We start from the raw sequence: 21,534 nt of genomic DNA, 5'->3' as shown, positions 1-21,534 counted from the left end.
GAGATGATGGGAGGATACGCGCATGGATACGGCATTGGCAACGGATGCGGCGGCACCGAGACGGACGCGCGGCACACGGCCGAACCGGCGCGAGGGCGCGGGGCGCAGCCTTGGCGTTCCCTACATTATCCGCAACATTCCTACCTATGATATCCTTGGCGAGGAAAGCCTGCTTCGGATCGAGGCGGTCGCCGATCGCATTCTCGCCGAGGTGGGTATCGAGTTCCGCGACGACCCCGAAGCGCTCGACCACTGGAAGCGGGCCGGTGCGAAGGTCGATGGCGTCCGGGTGACCTTCGAGCCGGGCATGCTCAAGGAAATCGTCTCCTCGGCGCCGCGCCAGTTCACCCAGCATGCCCGCAATCCGGCCCGCAATGTCGAGATCGGCGGCAACAGCGTCGTCTTTTCGCCTGCCTATGGTTCGCCCTTCGTCATGGATCTCGACAAGGGGCGGCGCTACGGCACGATCGAGGACTTCCGCAACCTGATCAAGCTGGCTCAGTCGAGCCCCTGGCTGCACCATTCGGGCGGCACGATCTGCGAGCCGGTCGACGTGCCGGTCAACAAGCGCCACCTCGACATGGTCTACAGCCATATCAAATATTCCGACCGCGCTTTCATGGGCTCGATCACAGCGGAAGAGCGGGCCGAGGACTCGATCGAGATGGCGCGCATTCTCTTCGGGCGCGATTTCGTCGATCGCAACTGCGTCATCCTCGGCAACGTCAACGTCAATTCGCCGCTCGTCTGGGACGGCACGATGACGAGGTCTCTGCGCGCCTATGCGCGGGCAAACCAGGCCGCGGTGATCGTGCCGTTCATCCTCGGTGGCGCCATGGGGCCGGTCACCAATGCCGGCGCCATTGCCCAGTCCTATGCCGAGACGCTGGCCGGCTGTGCGCTGACCCAGCTCGAGCGCAAGGGTGCCCCGGTCATCTTCGGCAATTTCCTGTCGTCCATGTCGCTGCGTTCAGGCTCGCCCACCTTCGGCACGCCGGAGCCGGCGATCGGCAGCATGGTCGTTGGCCAGCTTGCGCGCCGGCTCGGCCTGCCGCTGCGCTGTGCCGGCAACTTCTCCAATTCCAAGCTGCCGGATGCGCAGGCGATGCAGGAAGGCGCGATGTCGATGCTGTCGGCGGTGCATTGCGGCGCCAACTTCATCCTGCACTCGGCCGGTTTCGTCGATGGGCTGCTCGCCATGTCCTACGAGAAGTTCGTCATGGACACGGACTTCTGCGGCGCGCTGCATTCCTATCTCGCCGGCGTCGTCGTCGACGACAACACGCTCGCCATGGACGCCTTCCTGCAGGTCGGTCCCGGTAGCCATTTCCTCGGCTGCGACCACACGATGCGCAACTACCAGACCGCCTTCTGGGACTCGGCCCTTTCGGACAACGAACCCTTCGAGAAATGGGTCGAGGAGGGCGAGACCGACATGGCGACACGCGCCAACCGCGCCTGGAAGAAGACGCTTGCCGAATATGAAGCGCCGCCGCTTGATGTGGCGCTCGACGAGGCGCTGATCGATTATGTCACGCGTCGCAAGGACAGCATGGCGGATGCTTGGTACTGACGAAGCCGGCATGCTCGGTCGCCTTTCAAGGAACAGGAAATGACATCGTCGAAAGACCCGCTGCTACAGCCTTACCGCCTGAAACACCTGACGCTCAAGAATCGGATCATGTCGACGTCCCATGAGCCGGCCTATTCCGAAGATGGCATGCCGAAGGACCGCTACCGGCTCTATCACCTGGAAAAGGCCAAGGGCGGCATGGCGCTGACGATGACCGCCGGCTCGGCGATCGTGTCGGAGGATTCGCCGCCGGCCTTCGGCAATCTCCACGCCTACTCAGACGAGATCGTGCCATGGCTGAAGAAGATCGCCGACGACTGTCATGAGCATGACTGCGCCGTGATGATCCAGCTTACCCATCTCGGCCGCCGGACCGGCTGGAACAAGGGTGACTGGCTGCCGGTGCTCTCCGCCTCGCCGGTGCGCGAGGCGGCGCATCGTTCTTTTCCGAAGGAGATCGAGGACTGGGACATCGAGCGCATCGTTAGCGACTATGCAGCGGCGGCAAGCCGCATGCAGGCCGCCGGTCTCGACGGTATCGAGCTGGAGGCCTACGGCCATCTGATGGACGGTTTCTGGTCGCCGGCAACCAACCAGCGCGACGATGCCTTCGGCGGCTCGCTCGACAACCGCCTGCGGTTCACCGACATGGTGCTCGACGCCATCCGCGCCTCCGTGGGCAAGGACTTCATCGTCGGCATCCGCATGGTCGCCGACGAGGATTGGGACAAGGGGCTTTCGAAGGAGGAGGGCGTCGAGATCGCCCGGCGGCTCGCGGGGTCCGGCAAGGTCGATTTCCTCAACGTCATCCGCGGCCATATCGATCACGACGCGCCGCTCACCAAGGTCATCCCGATCCAGGGCATGGCCGCGTCGCCGCATCTCGATTTCGCCGGAGAGGTGAGGGCGGCGACGAAGTTCCCGGTCTTCCATGCCGCCCGCATCGCCGATGTGGCCACCGCCCGCCACGCGATTGCCGAAGGCAAGCTCGACATGGTCGGCATGACCCGCGCCCATATCGCCGACCCGCACATCGTCAGGAAGATCGAGGAGGGCCGGGAGGCCCAAATCCGCCCCTGCGTCGGCGCCACCTACTGCCTCGATCGCATCTATGAAGGCGGCGGTGCGCTCTGCATCCACAATGCCGCTACCGGGCGCGAGGCGATCGTGCCGCATGTCATCCGCAAAAGCGAAGGGCCGAAGCGCAAGGCCGTGGTCGTCGGCGCCGGCCCGGCTGGGCTCGAGGCGGCCCGGGTGCTTGCCGAGCGCGGGCATCAGGTCGAGGTGCTGGAGGCGACCGGCGAGGCAGGTGGCCAGATCCTGCTCGCCCAGCGCAATCCACGCCGCCGCGAGCTGATCGGCATCGTCGACTGGCGGCTCTCCGAACTGGAGCGGCTCGGTGTGCCGATCCACTACAATGTCTTTGCCGGCGTGGACGACATTCAAGAGCGCGTCCCGGATCTCGTCGTCGTCGCGACCGGCGGCATTGCCCAAAATCCCACACTCGACAAAGGCGACGACCTCGTCGTGTCGAGTTGGGACATCATCGCCGGAACAGTGAAGCCGGAGGGGCCGGTGCTGCTCTATGACGACAACGGTGCCCACAGCGGCATGACGGCGGCCGAGCTGATCGCGCGTGCCGGCGTCGAACTCGAAATCGTCTCGCCCGAGCGGATGTTCGCGCCCGAGGTCGGGGGCATGAACCATGTGCCCTATGCCGCTGCCTTTGCCGAACACAATGTGCGGGTGACGATCAACACACGGCTGAAAACCGTGCGGCGGGAGGGCAACGGCCTGGTGGCGACGCTCGGTTCCGATTTTTCGGACAAGGCCACGGTCGAGAGACGTGTGGCGCAAGTGGTGGTCGAGCATGGCACGATGCCGATGGACGACCTCTATCGTGAACTGAAGCCGCTTTCGCGCAATCTGGGCGCCGTCGACTACAAGGCGCTGCTTCGCGGCGAGAACCCCATCCCGCAGAAAAACCCGGATGCCGGCTTCGACATGTTCCGCATCGGCGATGCGGTTTCGAGCCGCAACATCCATGCGGGGATCTACGATGCCTTGCGTTACGGCGTGCTCGTCTAAACACGGCAAGAGCGGCGGTGTGAACCGCCGCTCCCTGTGCACTCAACAACAACCTGATACCAATTACTGCTGCGGCTGAGCCGGTGCCGTGCTCGTCGAAGAGGTCGTCGATGTGTCAACCGGCTGGTTGGCGTTCTGCTCGGCGATCTTCTGCGACTTGGTCTTGAATTCCGGAGCCGCCTTCAGCGTATCGGCGGTTTCCGTCGTCGTCAGCTTCAGCTTGTCCGTGTTGGGCTGCTCGGCAATCGTGATGCGATCAAACGGAACCGCTACGTCCTTTTCACCGAGGCCCAGGAAGCCGCCGACACCGATCACGGCCGCTTCCACGCCGCCATCCTTCTTCATGATCAGGTCGTTGATCTCGCCGATGCTTTCGTCTCCGGCATTGTAGACGCTCTGGCCGATATAGGTGCTGGCCGCGATCTGGTCGCTCTCCTGCTCGGTCAGATAGGTAGCGTTCGATTGCGCCATATCAGCGGGCTTTGTTTCCGTGATCGGCGGCTTCGTTTCAGCCTGGTCGGCCGGGGCCGTGGCGTCCGGGGCAGGCTGCGCCGGCTGCATCGTCTGCGGCTGATCCATCGGCTTGGTTGCGTCCTGCGCGAAAGCCACCGGGGCGACAGTAAGACCCGCGAAGAGCGCGCCGGCTGCGACGGTTGTTACGAGTTTCTTGATCATCTCAAACTGCCTTTCCTTGACGTTTCGATCAGGGCGCGGGCCTGGCTTCTGCCGCCAGGTCCACCGCGCCGGTGATATGGTGTCAACGCCCGGGGGCGCGAACGGTTCCGGAAAAATACTCAAAGTTTCAGGGATGAAAGATCCGTTGCCGGTGAGCGTGGCCTTGGATCGCGATTTTCCAAGGATTGCCGGCAATCTCCTGCGGACATGTATTTCAGTCTTCGAATATATGTATTTTAGTGATCAATTACGTACTTCGCGCCATTCATGAATTCTTGAGTGTTCTTGCTGATACTTGTCCCATGGCAGGAAATAGCGCGCAGCGTCGTCACCCTGTTATCTCGGGATGGTTTTCACGATGTTCTTGCCGCGCCGCTTTCTTTCGATTTCCCTGCTCTCCGTTCTGGCGATGGCCGGCCTCGTTCTGATCGAGCGCAATCTTTTCGGCCTGCGCTATTTTTCGGAGCGGGTTCCCGGCGTCGAGCCCTACAATCTCTGGCATGCCTGGGTGGCGCTGAGCCTGTCGCTTGCGGCTGTTCAGGGATTTACCCGCGACGCCGCCTGGCTTGGCGCGCCGGAGCTGCGGCTGGCGTCCGGGCGTGAGCTTGGGCTTTGTGTCGCCAGCTGGATGCTCGCCGTGCTGATGGCGCTGGTGTTCGTTGCCGATCCCCTCGGCTTCAGCCTACTAGCGCGCGAAGACGGCCTGGTCGAATGGGCGTCTGCCCTGTTGATCTTCATCGCCAGCGGCTTCTTTGCATTTACCGCCGTCGGGCAACTGCGCGTGGCCCGTTCGGGAATGGGGCGCCGCGCCTGGATGGCCGCGGCGTTTGCAGCGCTTCTGGCGCTTTGCTTTTTCGTGGTCGGCATGGAGGAGATATCCTGGATGCAGCGCGTCTTCGGCATCGCCACGCCGGAGGGCCTGCTCGCGCTCAACAAGCAGCAGGAACTGAACCTGCACAACATCTCCACCGGCTTCTCGGAGCTGCTCTACTACACCGGCAGCTTCTTCCTTCTGACGCTGGCGCCCTTCGCCTGGCTCTATCTGCGCAAGAACGTCAGTCTTAGCCGGCTCGATGCCTTCGCCCCGAGCGTGCTGGTGCTGGTGGCAAGCGCCCCGATGGCCGCCTTCAACAGCGACAACTGGAGCATGCTGCCGACGCAGATGATGGTGATGATGACCGTGATCATACTGCTGGTGATCGCCGATATCGCACTGAGGGCGGGGCATTGGCGCGAGTTCATCGTGCTGACGGCCGGCGCCGTTCTCATCGTCGCGATCCAGGAGCTGTTCATCCTCCAGGCTTCCACGCTCGTGCGCCTTTGGGATGCGACCGAGTACAAGGAGTTTTTCATCGCGCTCGGGCTTGCCATCTACGGCTTTGAAACCTGGGCGCGGCTGCGCTCGCCGGCCTCGAGCCTTTCGCGATTGGGCTCCCGTCCTCTGGCCGGATAAAAATACCCCGCCGGACGGGCGGGGTACCTGAAACGCGTCTGCTTCGAAATGGGTCCGAAGCCGTCAGTGGCTTTCGCGCAGCACTTCGCTGCCGCTGGCGCCGACGAGGAAGTCGAGGTCAGCACCCTTGTCGGCCTGCAGCACCGTGTCCTGGTAGAGCTTGTAGTAGCCGCGGGTCCATTTTTGCGGCGGCGCCTGCCAGGCGGCCATGCGCGTCTGAAACTCTTCCTCGCTGATCATCAGGTTGAGTTCGCCCTTCATCGCGTCGAGGCGGATGCGGTCGCCGGTCTTGACGATGGCCAGCGGCCCGCCGGCATTCGATTCCGGGCTGACATGCAGGACCACGGTGCCGAAGGCGGTGCCCGACATGCGGGCGTCGGACACGCGCACCATGTCGCGCACGCCCTTTTCGACGAGGCGCCGCGGGATCGGCATGTTGCCGACCTCGGCCATGCCCGGGTAGCCCTTGGGCCCGCAGCCCTTGAGCACGAGGATCGTGTCTTCCGTGACCGGCAGGTCCGGATCGTCGATCTTCGCCTTCAGTTCCTCGATCGTCTCGAAGACATAGGCCGGGCCCTCATGCACCAAGAGATGCTCGCTGGCCGCCGACGGCTTGATGACGGCTCCGTTCGGCGCAAGGTTGCCCTTGAGCACGCGAATGCCGGCGGCTGCCCGCAGCGGATTGTCGAGCGGGCGGATCACGTCGTCGTTATAGACTTCGGCGTCTTCCCAATATTTGCTGATCGGCACGCCGAACACCGTCGGCGCGTCGGCGTGCAGCAGGTGCTGGATGCGGTTCATTACCGCCGGCAGGCCGCCGGCATAGGCGAGATCTTCGATCAGGTACTTGCCAGACGGCATGCAGTTGACGATGCAGGGCACCTGGCTGCCGACCCGGTCGAAATCCTCAAGACAGAGATCGACGCCGGCGCGACCGGCAATCGCCAGCATGTGAACGACGGCATTGGTCGAGCCGCCGACGGCGGCGTTGGCGATGATGCCGTTTTCGAAGTTCTTCTTGGTCAGCACCTTCGACAGGCGCAGGTCCTCGTGCACCATCTCGACGATGCGCTTGCCGGTCATATGCGACAGTGCCATGCGGCGAGCGTCGACGGCCGGCAGTGCTGCATTGGTCGGCAGCGACAGGCCCATGGCTTCGACGATCGAGGCCATGGTGGTCGCCGTGCCCATGGTCATGCAGACGCCCGGTGAGCGCGACATGCCGCTTTCGGCTGCCATGAACTCCTGCATGCTCATGTCACCGGCACGCACGGCCTCGGAGAACTTCCAGACATCCGTGCCGGAGCCGATGTCCTTGCCCTTCCACTTGCCGTTCAGCATCGGGCCGGAGGAAACGACGATCGTCGGCAGGTCGACGGAAGCAGCACCCATCAACTGGCCGGGTGTGGTCTTGTCGCAGCCGCCGAGCAGCACCACGCCGTCGATGCCATAGGCGCGGATCGCCTCTTCGACGTCCATGGCGAGCAGGTTGCGGAAGAGCATCGCGGTCGGGCGCATCTGCGTTTCGCCGAGCGAAGACACCGGGAACTCGACCGGAAAACCGCCGGCTTCCCACACGCCGCGCTTCACGCCCTCGGCGAGGATGCGCAGGTGGCTGTTGCAGGGGGTCAGTTCCGACCAGGTGTTACAGATGCCGATAATCGGGCGGCCATCGAAGACGTGGTCCGGAAATCCCTGGTTCTTCATCCAGGAACGATGGATGAAGCCATCCTTGTCGGTGCCGCCGTACCAGTGACGGCTGCGCAGTTCTTTCTTCTTGTCGCTCATGCGAGCTCCTCCTCACCATGCGATCTAACGCGTGGCTGAATTGTATGACTTTTTATTGGCGCTTCGCCAAGAGTCCCGTGGCCAGGAATTTCCGGTCAGAGACGGAAAGACGGCTCGAACCGGCCCTTGACGCTGATGCCGAGGTCGAAGGTCTTGCCGGCATGCGGGTCCGCCGCACGCGTTGCCTCGTCCATGTCCTGCCAGGCGGATGTCACCAGCATGCGGTCAGCCTTCGGCCCGATGAAGGCTGTGCAGCTGGGCTGCGTCGTCGGCATCGCGTAACGCGCGATGCGCGCGCCGTCGGGCCGGTAGACGTCGACCGTGCCGCTGCCCCAGCGGGCGTTCCAGATCAGGCCGTCGGCATCGCAGACGGAACCGTCGATGCCGCCAGCTTCACCGCTGCCATCGACGAGCAGGCTCGGTTCGCCCTTGGGCAGTCCCGTCTCGGCATCGATGTCGACGCGCATCAGGTGGTTGATGTCGGTGTCTACGAAATAGGCGACGGTTCCATCCGGCGAGAAGCAGATGCTGTTGGGAATGGTGATGGCGTCGTAGAGCTTCGTCACCCTGGTGCCGGCGACGTGATAGATCGCGCCCGATCCCTTTTCGGCGCTGCGACCCATGGTGCCGATCCACAGCGAACCGGACGCATGGACCCGGCCGTCGTTCGAGCGATTGATCGGCTTGTCCTCAAGCGTGGTGAGCACGCTGAGGGCGCCGGTCCGCGTATCCCTGACAAAGAGACCCTGGTCGGAGGCAATCAGTTGCCGGGCCGGATCGATGACGGCGAGCACGCTGCCGAGGAAGGGCAGGGCATGCACGGTCTTGCGCCCGCTTTCCAGGTGCAGTTCATGCAGTTCCTGACCCTTGATGTTGAACCACCAGGCGGTGCCGGTCGCCGGATCATAGGTCGGGCCTTCGCCGAGGATCGACGTCGCTTCGCAGAGAATGCTGCCGGCAAAGGGAATGGTGTCGCTCATCACTGTGCTCCGTAGACGGCGTCGTAGGCCTTGATGGTGGCAACGGCGCGCTCGCGGACTTCGGCCGCGCTCATGCCGGGCTTGTAGAGGCTCGATCCGAGGCCGAAGCTGCGGATGCCGGCCTTGGCATAGTCGCCGAAGTTCGCGTCCGAAACCCCGCCGACGGCAGCGATTTCCAACTCCGGCGGCAGGATCGCGCGGATGGCGATGATGCCCGACGGCCCGAGCACGCTTGCCGGAAAGAATTTGAGGCCGGTGGCGCCCGCTGCCGCGGCCGAAAGTGCCTCGGTCGGGGTCAGCACGCCCGGCATGGTAACCATGCCCTTCTTTGCGGCAAGCGAGATGACCGCCGGCTCGACATTCGGGCTCACCATCAGGCGGCCGCCCACATCGGCAAGCTGTTCCACCTGCGCCGTCGTCAGCACTGTGCCGGCGCCGATCAGGCAGCCCTCGGGCGCCATCTTCACGGCGGTCTCGATCGAGCGGAACGGATCGGGCGAGTTCAGCGGGATCTCGATCGCGGTGAAGCCGGTTTCGATCAGAGCGCCGACGACGCCTGCGGTTTCCTCGGGCTTGAGGCCACGCAGGATGGCGATCAGCGGGTACTTCATCGACGGAAAGGGAATGCGGGTCATGAGCGTGTCTTTCGTTCAGAGGGGCCAGATCGCCTGGGCGGCGGTCGAAAGGCCGGAGCGGACGGCGGTGTCGGCATCGACCACCTGGAGCGGGCAGTCGAGGCTTTCGAGCGCCGCCTGATAGAGCGTGCCGAGGGAACCGGCGGCGACGAGGCAGATGCTGTCGATCGTCTTGGCCGAAGCCAGTGCGCCGGCGATCTCAAGCCCGATCAGCGTGCCCGAAAGCAACGCCTTGGCGTCGGTCGCGCTTGCGCCGTGCAGCAGTTGGCCGGAGCGCGCGCCGAAGATCAGGCTGGTGGCAAGCGCCGGATTGGTGCGCGCCTCGGCAACCGCCGCCGCAAAGGCGGGGTGGTCGCCGGAAAACGCGTGCGCCTCGGCGATCGAGTGGCTGAGGATCGAGTGCTTGGAGATCACGTCGAACAATTCGCCGGTCATGAAAGTGGAGAAGCCGCTGACGGCGCCGTCTTCGAGCCGCACCCATTTGCTGTGCGTGCCCGGCATGCAGACGAGATGCCGACCGCGACCGAGATCGCCGGCCGCGCCGAGCAATTGCGTCTCCTCGCCGCGCATCACGTCCGGGTGCCGCCGGTCGCGTTGCGCGAGGCCCGGCAGGATGCGGATGTCGCGATCGAGATCCGGCACCGCCACGGCATGGGAGGCGATATCGGCGAGAGCGGCCGGCGTATCGAGATAGCCGGCTTCGACCCAGCCCTGCTTGGCGCCGGCCATGCCGCAGATGATCGCCGGCAGGTGGCCTGGCGCATCGACGGCGGCCAGGTGTTTTTCGAGGATCGCATGGAACCCGGTCTTGTTGGCGGTGGTCATGCCTTCGCCGCTTCGGCGTTCGGCGAGTACCGTGCCGTCTTCGCCGATGATCCACAGCCGGAAACTCGTCGTTCCCCAGTCGACCGCGGCATAATAGGCTGCCGTCATCACAGTGCGCCTCCATCGATGATCATTGTTTGCGCGGTCATGCCCGAGGAACACGCCGACGCGAGAAATAGGCAAGGGCCGACGAGATCGTCGGCGGTGAGGCTTCGCTTCAGGCACTGCCGTTCCTGCATACCGGCGATCGCCGCGTCGCTCAGCCACAGCCGCTTCTGTCGCTCCGTGACGATCATGCCGGGCAGGATCGCGTTGACGCGGATATTGTCGGGGCCGAGCTTTCCGGCGAGCGATTTGGTCAGGCCGACGATTGCGGCTTTCGCCGTCGCATAGGCCGGGATTTCGGCCATGTTGAGCAGATAGGCGATCGACGAGAAATTGACGATCGACCCGCCGCCGGCTTCGCGCATATGCGGCGCAACCGCCTGGCTCATGAAGAAGAGATGCCTGAGGTTGACCGCCTGGCTCTCGTCCCAGCTCTCTTCGGTTACGCTTTCCAGTGGCTCGCGATCGTCACGCGCGGCGTTGTTGACGAGCACATGGATCGCGCCGAGCGCGGTCGCCGCCGTCTGCGCGGCCTTCTTTACCGCGTCGATGTCGCGCAAGTCGGCGGGAATATAGAGTGGTGCCTTGCCGGCCCTGGCGGCGAGCCTTTCGACGAGGTCGAGACTTGCCCGTTCGTCGATGTCGATGAAGGCCACCCGTGCGCCCTGGTCGACGAAACCCTCGACAAGCGCTGCGCCAATGCCGGAACCGCCACCGGTGATCAGCACCGCGCGGTCCTTGAGATCATGAAACTGTGCCCTCGGCACCGGCATATTCCTGTATCCCCGATCAGTTTTGTGGCAAGATTATTGTTCCATTATTTGGAACTTGATTTTATTATATGGAATTATCGCGTTGAAGCGTCTACCTTGTCAAGGTCGCGCGCCGATCGCGCGACGGCAATCGGACACAAGCGAGCGACGATGACGAGCAAAGAGGCAGGCGGCGGGGACGAGGGGCGTGCGGAGGCTGGCACGGGCACGCTCGGCAAGGCGATCGCCGTGCTGGAAGCGGTGGTCACCTCCGACGGCCCGCAGCGCTTCACCGATATTCTCGCTCGATCCGGCCAGCCGCGTGGCACGTTGCATCGGCTGCTCAGTCACCTCGTCGAAGAAGGGCTGCTGATCCAGCGTCGCGACCTTTCCTATGAGCCTGGCCTTCGGCTGCTGACGCTTGCCTATCGCTCATGGTCTGCCAATCGCTTCCGCGATGTTGCCGAACCGCACCTGCAGCGCCTGCACGAGTTGACGGGCGAGACCGTGCATCTCGGCATCCTGCGCGAGACCGAGATCGTCTATGTCGACAAGGTCGAGAGCCGCCAGACGGTGCGCATGAGTTCGCAGATCGGCAAGGCCTCGCCGGCCTATTGCACCGGCATCGGCAAGGCGGCGCTGTCCCTGCTTGGGCAGCCGGCGTTGGAAGGCATTCTGGCTCGAACCGAATTTCACGCTTTCACGCCGCACACCCATCGCTCGGCCGCCACCTTGCTGGCGGAGATCGAGGAAATCCGGCGCGACGGACACGCTTTCGATCGCGAGGAGCATGAAACGGAGATCCGCTGCGTTGCCGCGCCCATCCTCATTCCCGGCAGCGAACTTGCGGCCGGCCTGTCGGTGACGGGCCCCGCCTACAGGGTCACCATGGAGCAATTGTCGGCCTGGGCGGCTGCGGTTCGGGCCGCGGCGCGAGCGGTTGGCGAGGACGCGGCGATCCGCCTCGGGCCCGGCCGTGGTGGACCTTGAATTCACTTTACGGTAAATTAGAAACATCGACTGGACGTGGCGCGTCTCGCTCGATAGCTTTAATATATCAGACTCAGGTTCGTGGATGGTCTTAGTCTGGTTCGTTTTTGGTATTGGTATAAATTTTTGACGTGATCTTCATGCGGCGTCAGCGGCCGGTTCCCGCATGGAACCGGATGTGGAGAAGGGCGGAAGATGATCGATTTCAGCGCGAATTTGTCGGCGTTGGCGCTTCCTGATGGGCGAACCATCCGTGGGCCGATTTGTTGTGAGGATGATATCAGGCGCGTGATCGCCCAGGTCGCGGATTCCTACGGTTTCCGTGGTTTCCTGGTGCTGGCCATTCCGGAGACGGAGAGCAACAGCCTGTCGGTCAGCGCACTGATGACGAACTACCCGGCTGCCTTTCTCAAGGGTTATGACAGCGCCGGCCTGATCAACGGCAGCCCGGTGATCCAGCGGCTGCGGCGCAGCACCATTCCCTTTACCTACGACGCGCACCAGCTCGCGCGCCGCCGTGCCGACGGCAAGGGCGACGCGGCGGTCTGCGTCTTCGAGCAGGCGAACATGCCGCGCGGCCTCTATCTGCCGGTGCACGATGCGAGCGGGCACCGCGCCGCGATCGCCTTTGGCGGCGACCGTCCTGTGGTCTCCAATGACGAGCTTCAGGAGCTCAATCTTTGGGCCGGCGTGCTCTACAGCAAATACATGGAGGTTCGCGATCGCGACAAGCGCGGTGCGGGAAGCCTTTCGCGCCGCGAGGTCGAATGTCTGCGTTGGGCGGCGGCCGGCAAGACCACCAGCGAAATGGCGAAAATTCTGGCGCTGTCCGAATATACGGTCAACCACTACCTCAACCGGGCAACGCGCAAGCTGGATTCGGTCAATCGCGTTCAGACCGTTGCAAAGGCCGTGCGCGCCGGGTTGATCAACTGATCGCCGGCACGCGTCGTACGCGAGGCTGGTGGCCATATCGGCCCTCACGAGGGGAAATACACAGACTTTTGGGTCGAGGCGGCAGGGATTTTGGATCATCTGTTGGCATTGGCAGGCTGCTCGGTCTATTTGATACGTGATGAATGCCATGGAACGCGCGAATGCAGGATACGATGACGACCGGGATGACTGAAGCAGATCTGCCCCGGGGCGGCGATTTCGCGTCCGAGATCGCAAAGCTTGAGACCCAGTTCGATATTATCCGCTACATGCGGCGGATCACGCAGGTCTTTGGCTTCAAGACGTTTCTGATCTGCTCGATCCCCTCGATCGACGTGGAGCGCCTTGCCGCGAGCACCGTCATCTCCAATATGCCGGCCGAACTGCTGAACAAGTATGATAGCCTGTCGATGCTGCGCTTCAGCACCGGCGTGCGCCGCCTGCGCGAGACGACGACGCCGTTCCAGGTGACGCTTGCGGCGTGGGAGGGCGAGGGCGGCAAGCCGGAAATGGCGGCCGAATACATCGCGATGCTGCGCGAAAACGGCATCTTCCAGGCTAGCTACTTCCCGGTGCATGACGCAGAGGGCGGCCGTGGCGCGGTCATCCTGATGGGCCCGCTGGTCGAACTGCCGATGACGGTGACCATGGAACTGCAGATGATTGCAATCCATGTCTATAACCGTCTCGCTGAAATTGGCTCCGTGTGGAAGAGCAGCGGCGCCGCACTATCCGAGCGCGAGATCCAGTGCCTGAGCTGGACGGCGGCCGGAAAGACCAGCGCCGAGATCGCCGGTATCCTCGGGCTCTCCGAACATACGGTCAACCACTACCTCAACCACGTGACCAAGAAGCTCGACGCCGTCAACCGCACCCAGGCGGTCGTGAAGGCGATGAAGAAGGGCTACATCAGCTAGCCCCAAGTCGGCCCTGCACCGCAAGCCTCTTCCTGAATGTCCTCGACCTGATGCGATCGAAAGAAGCTTGGGGAAGCCCGGCATGCTGTCGCCAAGGTTCCGTCATCCCGGCAATCTGCTCCATCATTGGACGATTTGCAGACGGTTGCTCAGAAACTGGGCATATGCCATCTCCGATCGATAAGCGGAGTATGAGTTTATCTTTTTGAAATTGCTGATTATTTTCGCCAGATGTGAATCTGGCACGCATCCTGCATCTCTATTGGCATGTCCAGAGGGGACTAAAAAGAAGACAGCGCCCACGAAGGTCGCGATGAAAAGGGCCACTGCCCGCTTAAAGGTGATCCCGGATGTACGGACACCGAGGCGGGTGGTGGCCCTTGCTTTTTCCGTTATGTCGCATTGGCGAAGCGCCTAGCCTCGACTATCTAAGAGATAACAAAAGAATGAGAGGGCGCGATGCCGGAAGTCACGAAAGAAGTGGTGCTTGAAAAACTGCGCACGGTGCGTGGCCCGGGCATGGAAGGCAACATCGTCGACCTCGGGCTTGTGTCTGACGTCTTCATCTCCGACGGCAAGGCCTATTTCTCGATCACCGTGCCGGCCGAACGCGCCAAGGAACTGGAGCCGATGCGGGCTGCAGCCGAGCGCGTGGTGCGCGACATTCCCGGGATCACCGCGGCAATGGTCGCTTTGACGGCCGACCGCAAGGCAGCTGCCGGCAGCGCGCCGGTGCAGCGCCCGCAGCCGCAGGCGCCATCCCATGCAGGCCATTCCCACGCTCCGCGTCCGGCTGGCGGACCGCCTGCCAAGGCGGGCATCCCCGGCGTCGGCGCGATCATCGCCGTCGCCTCGGGCAAGGGCGGTGTCGGCAAGTCGACCACCTCGGTCAATCTGGCGCTGGCGCTCAAGGCAAACGGCCTGAAGGTCGGCTTGCTTGACGCCGACATCTACGGCCCCTCGATGCCGCGGCTCCTGAAGATATCCGGCCGGCCGCAGCAGATCGAGGGCCGGCTCATCCGCCCGATGGAAAATTACGGTCTCAAGGTCATGTCCATGGGTTTCCTCGTCGATGAGGAAGTGGCTATGATCTGGCGCGGACCGATGATCCAGTCGGCGCTGCTGCAAATGTTGCGCGAAGTTGCCTGGGGTGATCTCGATGTTCTCGTCGTCGACATGCCGCCGGGCACGGGCGATGCCCAGCTCACCATGGCCCAGCAGGTGCCGCTGGCCGGTGCCGTCATCGTCTCGACGCCGCAGGACCTGGCGCTGATCGATGCCCGCAAGGGCCTCGCCATGTTCCGCAAGGTGGAAGTCCCGGTGCTCGGCATTGTTGAGAACATGAGCTACTTCATCGCGCCCGACACCGGAAATCGCTATGACATCTTCGGTCACGGCGGCGCCCGCGAGGAGGCAGAACGCATCGGCGTGCCCTTCCTCGGCGAAGTGCCGCTGACAATGGGGATTCGCGAAACGTCGGATGCGGGAACGCCGCTGGTTGCCTCCGATCCGGCCGGCGAGGTCGCGCGCGTCTATCGCGATATCGCGACCAAGGTCTGGGAGCAGGTATCTGCCATGCAGCAGGACAAGAGCCGCGCCGCGCCGAACATCGTGTTCGAGTGAAGTTGCCCACGGGAACTTTGGCTCTTCGCCCGGCGTAGTTTTGCCCTTGATTCGATTTTGATTTAGGCGAACATGGGATAGGGTGGCGCCGAACTGGCGGCGCATGCCCGCGTGCTGGATTGCAAGAGGGCATTGATTTTGCGTTTGCGTTGCGCCATATGCCTTGCCGCACTTGCGAAGGTGCCCAACTTGACGCCCTCTCGCCCGAGATCTTGGCCTCTCGCGATGACTGAGTTGAAGACTTCGTCCTGACTGGCGGAACGTTCCATCCGATGGATCTCTATTGTGGGTATTTTGTGGCGCACGACCTTTCGCCTCTTCCATTCGACCCCAAGGTTGGCATGACGAGGATGCTCGCATGATCACCGGCTATTGCGCCGATGGAACGGCCGTCGTCCTGACGCCCGCCGACCCGCCCGAGAGCTTGCGCCCGGACGTCATCTGGGTGGATCTGCTCGAGCCGAGCAAGGCCGAAGACCTGATGATGGAAAAGCTGCTCGGCATCTCCATCCCGACGCGCGACGACCTCAAAGACATCGAGCCTTCGAGCCGTCTCTATGTCGAGGAGAGCGCCGTGTTCATGACGGCGTCGCTGGTGTTTCGGTCGGAGACGGAGATACCCGGCCTGACCGACGTCGGCTTTATCCTGGCGGGTAGCCGGCTCGTCACCATCCGCTATGCCGAACCCCGGTCCTTTGCGCTCTTCAAGGCGTCGATGCACCGCTTCCCCGGAAACTGCCGCGACGGTGCGGTGGTTCTGACCCGGCTCCTGGAAACGATCGCCGACCGGACCGCCGAAATTCTCGAAGAGGCTGTGACCAAGATCGACGATCTGTCGATCGCCGTCTTCGGCGACAAGGCGGCGGGCAAGCGCCGCCCGCCGCATTTTCTCGAGGCGCGCCTGCGCGACGTCGCCGGGCATCATCGCCTGGTCGCCAAGACCCGCGACAGCCTTGCCTCGCTCTCGCGCCTGCTGACATTCGTTTACACGGTCCCGCAGGTGCAGGACGACAAGGAAACGCGCGAACTCTGCCGCTCGATTTCGCGCGACATCCAATCGCTGTCCGAACATGCCGGTTTCATTTCCGGCAACATTACCTTCCTGCTCGATGCATCGCTCGGCCTGATCAATGTCGAGCAGAACGCCATCATCAAGATTTTCTCGATCGCGTCGGTCGTGCTCCTGCCACCGACGCTGGTCGCTTCGGTCTATGGCATGAACTTCCGCGTCATGCCCGAACTGGAATGGCAATTCGGTTATCCCTGGGCGATCGCGGCGATGGTGATATCGGCCGTGATCCCCTTTTTCTTTTTCCGCTGGAAAGGCTGGCTTTGAACGCCAGTAGGTTTGCATGACCCAATCGCATGCCCCTTCCACTCAAGAGCCGAAGGACCTGCGCCGCCTGCTGGTCCTCGGGCTTGGTTCGATCGGTGTGGTCTATGGCGACATCGGCACCAGCCCGCTCTATGCCTTTCGCGAAGCGTTGCGCCCGGTCTCCCATGACGGTGTGACCGATGCGGAGATTATCGGCCTGATCTCGCTGATGATCTGGACGCTGACGATCATCGTCACGATCAAATACGTGCTGTTCCTTCTGCGCGCCGACAACCAAGGCGAGGGCGGCACGCTGTCGCTGCTGGCCCTGTTGATGAAGTCCGCCAACGGCCACGCGTCCATTCTCTTCTTCATGGGCATCGCCGGGGCCGCGCTCTTTATCGGCGACGCGATGATCACACCGGCGCTCTCCGTTCTTTCGGCGGTCGAAGGCCTGAAGCTGGTGACGCCGGCGCTGTCGGAATATGTCGTACCGATCGCGGTGGTCATCCTGCTCATGCTTTTTGCGGTGCAATCCAAGGGAACGGCGGCGGTCTCGAATTTCTTCGGTCCGATCACGCTCGTCTGGTTCCTGGTAATGGGCGGCATCGGCTTCGTGCACATCGCCGACGACCTGTCGATCTTCAAGGCCTTCAATCCCTATTACGCCGTGAGCTTCATGCTCAGCGAAGGCTATGTCGGCATCATCGTGCTCGGCGCCGTCTTCCTGACGGTGACGGGTGCCGAGGCGCTCTACGCCGACCTTGGCCATTTCGGCCGTCGGCCGATCCAGTGGGCCTGGTTCCTGATCGTCTTTCCGGCGTTGACCCTCAACTATCTCGGCCAGGGCGCCTTCGTCCTGAAGAACCCGGAGGCGATGTCGGATCCGTTCTTCCTGATGTTCCCGAAATGGGCGCTGCTGCCGGTGGTCATTCTGGCGACGGCGGCAACCATCATCGCCAGCCAGGCGGTGATAACCGGCGCCTTCTCACTGACGCGCCAGGCGATCCACCTCGGCTTCCTGCCGCGCATGGCGATCTTCCATACGTCGGAAACCCATACGGGCCAAATCTACCTGCCCAACGTCAACACGCTGCTGATGTTCGGCGTCATGGCTCTGGTCTTCGTCTTCGGTTCGTCCGAATCGCTCGCGACCGCCTACGGCATCTCGGTCACCGGCGCGATGGTGGTGACGACCGTGCTTTCCTTCGAGTTCCTGCGTATGCGCTGGAACTGGTCGGCGCTCGCGGCCGCCGCGGTGCTGCTGCCGCTCTTTGCGCTGGAGTTCATCTTCCTCGGCGCCAACATGCTGAAGATCCACGACGGCGGCTACGTTCCGGTGCTGATCGCCGCCACCTTCATTATCATCATGTGGACCTGGCGGCGCGGCACACAGATCCTGCACGCCAAGACGCGCCATATCGACATTCCGCTGGCAAGCTTCATCAAGTCGATCGAACGCAAGAGCGAACATGCGCCGGTGGCCGTGCCCGGAACCGCCGTGTTCCTGACGAGCGATCCGGAATCGACGCCGGCCGCACTGCTCCACAACATCAAGCACAACCACGTGCTGCACAATCAGAACTTCATTCTGACGATCCGCACGGCCAATACGCCGAAGGTGCCGAAGTCGGAGCGGGTGAGCATGCAGCCGTTGTCGGACCGCTTCACATTGCTCGAAATGCGCTTCGGCTTCATGGAAACGCAGAACGTCTCGCAGGCACTCGGCCTGTTCCGCAAGTCGGGCCTGAAGTTCGACATCATGTCAACGTCCTTCTATCTCGGCCGCCGCAAGCTCGTGCCCGATGCCGAGAGCGGCATGCCGCACTGGCAGGACCGGTTGTTCATCGCGCTTGCGAATGCGGCAATCGATCCGTCGGACTACTTCCGCCTGCCGACCAACCGCGTGGTCGAACTCGGATCGCACGTAATCATCTGACGCTCGGCCGTTCTCGGCTGATCGCGAGAAGCGCTGATCTGCAACAGAAGAAGCCGCCTTCCGACCGGAGGGCGGCTTCGTCGCGTTATGGGCATCCGCCTTTCAGCGATCGCGCATTAACCAAACATCAAGGTTAATGCTTCATTTTCAAAGCACGAACGGAGCGGTCCCGGCGAAGTGTCCGGCTGCTTGATTGTCTAATCTTCCCGCGCGGAATTCTCGACGCTGGCGCATAGCCGGCGCGGGCGAAGCCGTGCCGCCTGATAGCGTTGCGTGGAGTCGGTTGGTGCGTAAGAGTCGGAACCTGCATCTAAAGTCTCGCCTGAGCCCGTCTGCCTGGATGGCGCCCGCGATCATCGGCCTTGCACTGTATCTGGGCTTTCCCTCGGCTGCTGCCTATGCCGACCTTGCGACCTTCCTGTCCGGCATCAACCGGGGCGGCGAGCGCTGGCGCATGTATATGACCGCGTCGCCTGCCGGTTCGATCCATGAAGCCGAAATGGTGTTTGCCGATCCGGTCACCACGGGCGCGCTCGACGGCGGCGCCGGCATCACCATGCCCGATGGCAGCCGCGTCGCGCTGACCGCGGAAACCAAGCATGCGGGCACGCCCGACGAGGACCGCGTCAACCGTCAGGCCAAGAAGGGCCGTGTCGTCGCCGTGACCCCGGTAACGCCGCCCAAGGATTTCTCCGCCGGCTCCATCCTGCAGCGCACCAGCTCCCTGATGGAGCCAAGCCTGGGGGAGGGGGAGAAGATGGTCTTCGCCAAGTCCCGCATCAAGGGCAAGGAGATCGAGATCGCCACCGCCTTCTACCGGAAGACGCCGCCAAAGGCGGAGCCCGGCGTCTCGCCGATGCTGGCCAAGCTCGTTACGAACGATCGCTCCGACATTCTTGCGACTGCTTACGTCCGGCCCGAGCCGGACTATGCGCGTGAATCGCCCTTCGATTCGATTCTGCGCGAAGACAAGAACGCCGGTCGCTTCATTCCGGAGATCGCGCCGGACGACCACGCCTGGGCCGCCACCGCATTGCCGGGCTCGGTTTTCAGCAAGGAAGAGCAGACCTGTCTGGCCGAAGGCATCTACTTCGAAGCCCGCAGCGAGCCGCTCAAAGGCCAGGCCGCCGTCGCGCAGGTGATTCTCAATCGCGTGCGCAATCCCACCTATCCGAAGACCATCTGCGGCGTCGTTTACCAGAATAAGGCCTGGCGCAACCGTTGCCAGTTTTCCTTCGCCTGCGACATGATCCGCGACCTTATCTATTCCCGCTCGCACTGGAAGACGGCCAAGGAAGTTGCGATGGCCGTCACCGCCGGCAAGATCTGGCTGCCGGAAGTGGGCTCAGCCACCCATTACCATGCGACCTACGTCAATCCGCCGTGGGCGAAGACGATGAAGCGGGTCGGCAAGATCGGCATGCATATCTTCTACCGCACCTATGGCGGCGGCTGGAGCTGATCGGCGCCTGACGCGATTCCGCCGTCTTTCCTGCGCGCACGCAGAAGGGGAGATTCCCGCCGGTCTCTGGCCGGAATCCTGCCGCGACCTTGCTGCAGATCGATGAATGCGTGCTTAACCCATTGAATTTAATGGAAAAAATTGTCCACGATCAAGCGGCCCGCACGCCTTGACTATGCGGGTGCCTAAAACTATGTTGCGCGCGACTTCAAATGGGGCCGAAACGTGGCTTGTGCGAAGGCCTATTGTGTGACCGAAATCGCGGTCTGAGACCCGATAAGGACGACAAGGGAGTAGCCACGTGGCGGAGAAACCTGAAGAAAGTCTGGAAGCGCGGCTGAAGCAGCTCGGCGAAAAGATTGAGTCCAAGAGGCCCAATACGCCTGATGCAGCGGAAGCCAGAGCCGCCGAAAGCCGTAAAGGCTATGCGGCGGCGATGAAGCTCTCGAGCGAGTTCATCGCCGGCATCGTTGTCGGGGCGTTTCTGGGCTATCTTTTGGACCACTTTGCGGGTACAGGGCCGTGGGGATTGATTATCTTCCTGCTTCTCGGCTTCTGCGCTGGCGTGCTGAATGTGCTGCGCTCGGCCGGTATGGTGGCGACACCGGAAGCCGGAAGAGGCGGTTCTGGGAATGACAAGAAGGACGGCGACGCCCGCTGAGGCGTTGCCCCGAAGAAAACGGTTTCCGCTTCCGGGCGGGTAGAACGAAAGAGAAGCGCGGTGTCAAACGATCCGACCCACCAGTTCCTGGTCAATAAGATTGTCCCGATCGAAATTGGCGGAATGGACTTTTCCTTCACCAATGCGTCGCTGTTCATGGTTGCGACCGTAGGTGTTGCCGCAGGCTTTCTTTATCTGACGACGTCGCAGCGCGGTCTTATCCCGACCCGCATGCAGTCGGTCTCGGAAATGTCCTACGAATTCATCGCCTCGATGCTGCGCGAAGGCGCCGGCAGCGGTGGCATGAAGTTCTTCCCGATGGTGTTCTCGCTGTTCATGTTCATCCTGACGGCGAACCTGCTCGGCATGATGCCCTACTTCTTCACGGTCACCAGCCAGATCATCGTCACTTTCGCTCTGGCGCTGTTCGTTATCGGTACCGTCATTCTCTACGGCTTCTACAAGCACGGTCTCGGCTTCCTGAAGCTCTTCGTGCCGCATGGCGTTCCTGGCGTGCTTTTGCCGCTCGTCGTCGCGATCGAAGTCATCTCGTTCCTTTCCCGTCCCATCAGCCTTTCGGTCCGTCTTTTCGCCAACATGCTGGCCGGCCACATCACGCTGAAGGTCTTCGCAGGCTTCGTCACCTCGCTCAGCGCCCTCGGCGCAGTCGGCATCGGTGGCGCCATCCTGCCGCTCATCATGACCGTCGCCATTACCGGTCTTGAGTTCCTCGTCTGCTTCCTCCAGGCCTATGTCTTCGCGGTACTGACTTGCATGTACCTCAACGACGCTGTCCATCCCGGAAGCCACTAAGGAA

The 21,534-nt window shown here is 62.8% G+C and carries 18 protein-coding genes; 12 read left to right on the top strand and 6 right to left on the bottom strand.

The features are described 5' to 3' along the window. Positions 1-22 precede the first annotated feature (22 nt). Both JVX98_RS18235 and JVX98_RS18230 read left to right on the top strand, forming a co-directional pair. A complete protein-coding gene (locus tag JVX98_RS18235; protein WP_205239390.1) occupies positions 23-1,573 on the top strand; it encodes a trimethylamine methyltransferase family protein in 1,551 nt (516 codons plus the stop codon). 39 nt (positions 1,574-1,612) lie between these two features. After that, entirely contained in the window at positions 1,613-3,661 is a 2,049-nt protein-coding gene (locus JVX98_RS18230) for an NADH:flavin oxidoreductase (protein WP_205239389.1), read from the top strand. 63 nt (positions 3,662-3,724) lie between these two features. On the opposite strand, the gene JVX98_RS18225 is transcribed toward JVX98_RS18230, so the two are convergent. Further along, positions 3,725-4,336: a PRC-barrel domain-containing protein gene (locus tag JVX98_RS18225; protein ID WP_192447652.1), complete on the bottom strand. Its 612-nt coding sequence runs from the start codon at positions 4,334-4,336 to the stop codon at positions 3,725-3,727. A gap of 358 nt (positions 4,337-4,694) precedes the next feature. Here JVX98_RS18225 and JVX98_RS18220 point away from each other — a divergent pair, with 358 nt between their 5' ends. Continuing rightward, positions 4,695-5,789, top strand: a complete 1,095-nt coding sequence (locus JVX98_RS18220; RefSeq protein ID WP_205239388.1) for a hypothetical protein — start codon at positions 4,695-4,697, stop codon at positions 5,787-5,789. Positions 5,790-5,852: 63 nt separating this feature from the next. Here the strand turns inward: JVX98_RS18220 and JVX98_RS18215 are convergent, their stop codons facing one another. From JVX98_RS18215 to JVX98_RS18195, 5 genes are all read right to left on the bottom strand, one after another. Further along, entirely contained in the window at positions 5,853-7,577 is a 1,725-nt protein-coding gene (locus tag JVX98_RS18215) for an IlvD/Edd family dehydratase (RefSeq protein ID WP_043620951.1), read from the bottom strand. A 95-nt stretch (positions 7,578-7,672) separates the two neighbouring features. Further along, positions 7,673-8,557 carry an SMP-30/gluconolactonase/LRE family protein gene (locus JVX98_RS18210; protein ID WP_205239387.1) on the bottom strand — a complete coding sequence of 295 codons (885 nt, stop codon included), beginning with the start codon at positions 8,555-8,557 and terminating at the stop codon, positions 7,673-7,675. Next, positions 8,557-9,192 carry a 2-dehydro-3-deoxy-6-phosphogalactonate aldolase gene (locus JVX98_RS18205; protein ID WP_205239386.1) on the bottom strand — a complete coding sequence of 212 codons (636 nt, stop codon included), beginning with the start codon at positions 9,190-9,192 and terminating at the stop codon, positions 8,557-8,559. Before JVX98_RS18205 ends, JVX98_RS18210 begins: the two co-directional genes overlap by 1 nt. Before the next feature lie 15 nt (positions 9,193-9,207). Then, on the bottom strand, positions 9,208-10,125 hold the full coding sequence (locus JVX98_RS18200; protein WP_205239385.1) for a 2-dehydro-3-deoxygalactonokinase: 918 nt from the start codon (positions 10,123-10,125) through the stop codon (positions 9,208-9,210). After that, positions 10,125-10,895: an SDR family NAD(P)-dependent oxidoreductase gene (locus JVX98_RS18195; protein ID WP_205239384.1), complete on the bottom strand. Its 771-nt coding sequence runs from the start codon at positions 10,893-10,895 to the stop codon at positions 10,125-10,127. The genes JVX98_RS18200 and JVX98_RS18195 overlap by 1 nt, the downstream gene beginning before the upstream one ends. A gap of 150 nt (positions 10,896-11,045) precedes the next feature. Here JVX98_RS18195 and JVX98_RS18190 point away from each other — a divergent pair, with 150 nt between their 5' ends. The 9 genes from JVX98_RS18190 to JVX98_RS18150 all read left to right on the top strand — a co-directional run bounded on the left by JVX98_RS18190 (position 11,046) and on the right by JVX98_RS18150 (position 21,530). Further along, positions 11,046-11,864, top strand: a complete 819-nt coding sequence (locus JVX98_RS18190; RefSeq protein ID WP_205239383.1) for an IclR family transcriptional regulator — start codon at positions 11,046-11,048, stop codon at positions 11,862-11,864. A 195-nt stretch (positions 11,865-12,059) separates the two neighbouring features. Beyond that, positions 12,060-12,800 carry a LuxR family transcriptional regulator gene (locus JVX98_RS18185; protein ID WP_192447645.1) on the top strand — a complete coding sequence of 247 codons (741 nt, stop codon included), beginning with the start codon at positions 12,060-12,062 and terminating at the stop codon, positions 12,798-12,800. Positions 12,801-12,943: 143 nt separating this feature from the next. Continuing rightward, positions 12,944-13,717: a LuxR family transcriptional regulator gene (locus tag JVX98_RS18180; protein ID WP_371826554.1), complete on the top strand. Its 774-nt coding sequence runs from the start codon at positions 12,944-12,946 to the stop codon at positions 13,715-13,717. A gap of 459 nt (positions 13,718-14,176) precedes the next feature. Further along, entirely contained in the window at positions 14,177-15,340 is a 1,164-nt protein-coding gene (locus tag JVX98_RS18175) for an Mrp/NBP35 family ATP-binding protein (protein WP_205239381.1), read from the top strand. Between the two features lie 358 nt (positions 15,341-15,698). Next, positions 15,699-16,676: a magnesium transporter CorA family protein gene (locus JVX98_RS18170; protein WP_205239380.1), complete on the top strand. Its 978-nt coding sequence runs from the start codon at positions 15,699-15,701 to the stop codon at positions 16,674-16,676. Positions 16,677-16,692: 16 nt separating this feature from the next. After that, a complete protein-coding gene (locus tag JVX98_RS18165; protein WP_205239379.1) occupies positions 16,693-18,594 on the top strand; it encodes a potassium transporter Kup in 1,902 nt (633 codons plus the stop codon). Between the two features lie 340 nt (positions 18,595-18,934). After that, entirely contained in the window at positions 18,935-20,056 is a 1,122-nt protein-coding gene (locus tag JVX98_RS18160; protein ID WP_205239475.1) for a cell wall hydrolase, read from the top strand. A gap of 301 nt (positions 20,057-20,357) precedes the next feature. Beyond that, complete coding sequence (locus JVX98_RS18155) at positions 20,358-20,717, top strand: AtpZ/AtpI family protein (RefSeq protein WP_192447641.1); 360 nt, start codon at positions 20,358-20,360, stop codon at positions 20,715-20,717. Positions 20,718-20,777: 60 nt separating this feature from the next. Beyond that, a complete protein-coding gene (locus JVX98_RS18150) occupies positions 20,778-21,530 on the top strand; it encodes a F0F1 ATP synthase subunit A (protein ID WP_043620932.1) in 753 nt (250 codons plus the stop codon). Positions 21,531-21,534 lie beyond the last annotated feature (4 nt).

This window comes from Ensifer sp. PDNC004, from assembly GCF_016919405.1.
Taxonomy (GTDB): Bacteria; Pseudomonadota; Alphaproteobacteria; order Rhizobiales; family Rhizobiaceae; genus Ensifer.
The sequence above is the reverse complement of the archived record's forward strand: the minus strand, read 5'-3'. Positions and strand labels throughout refer to the sequence as shown.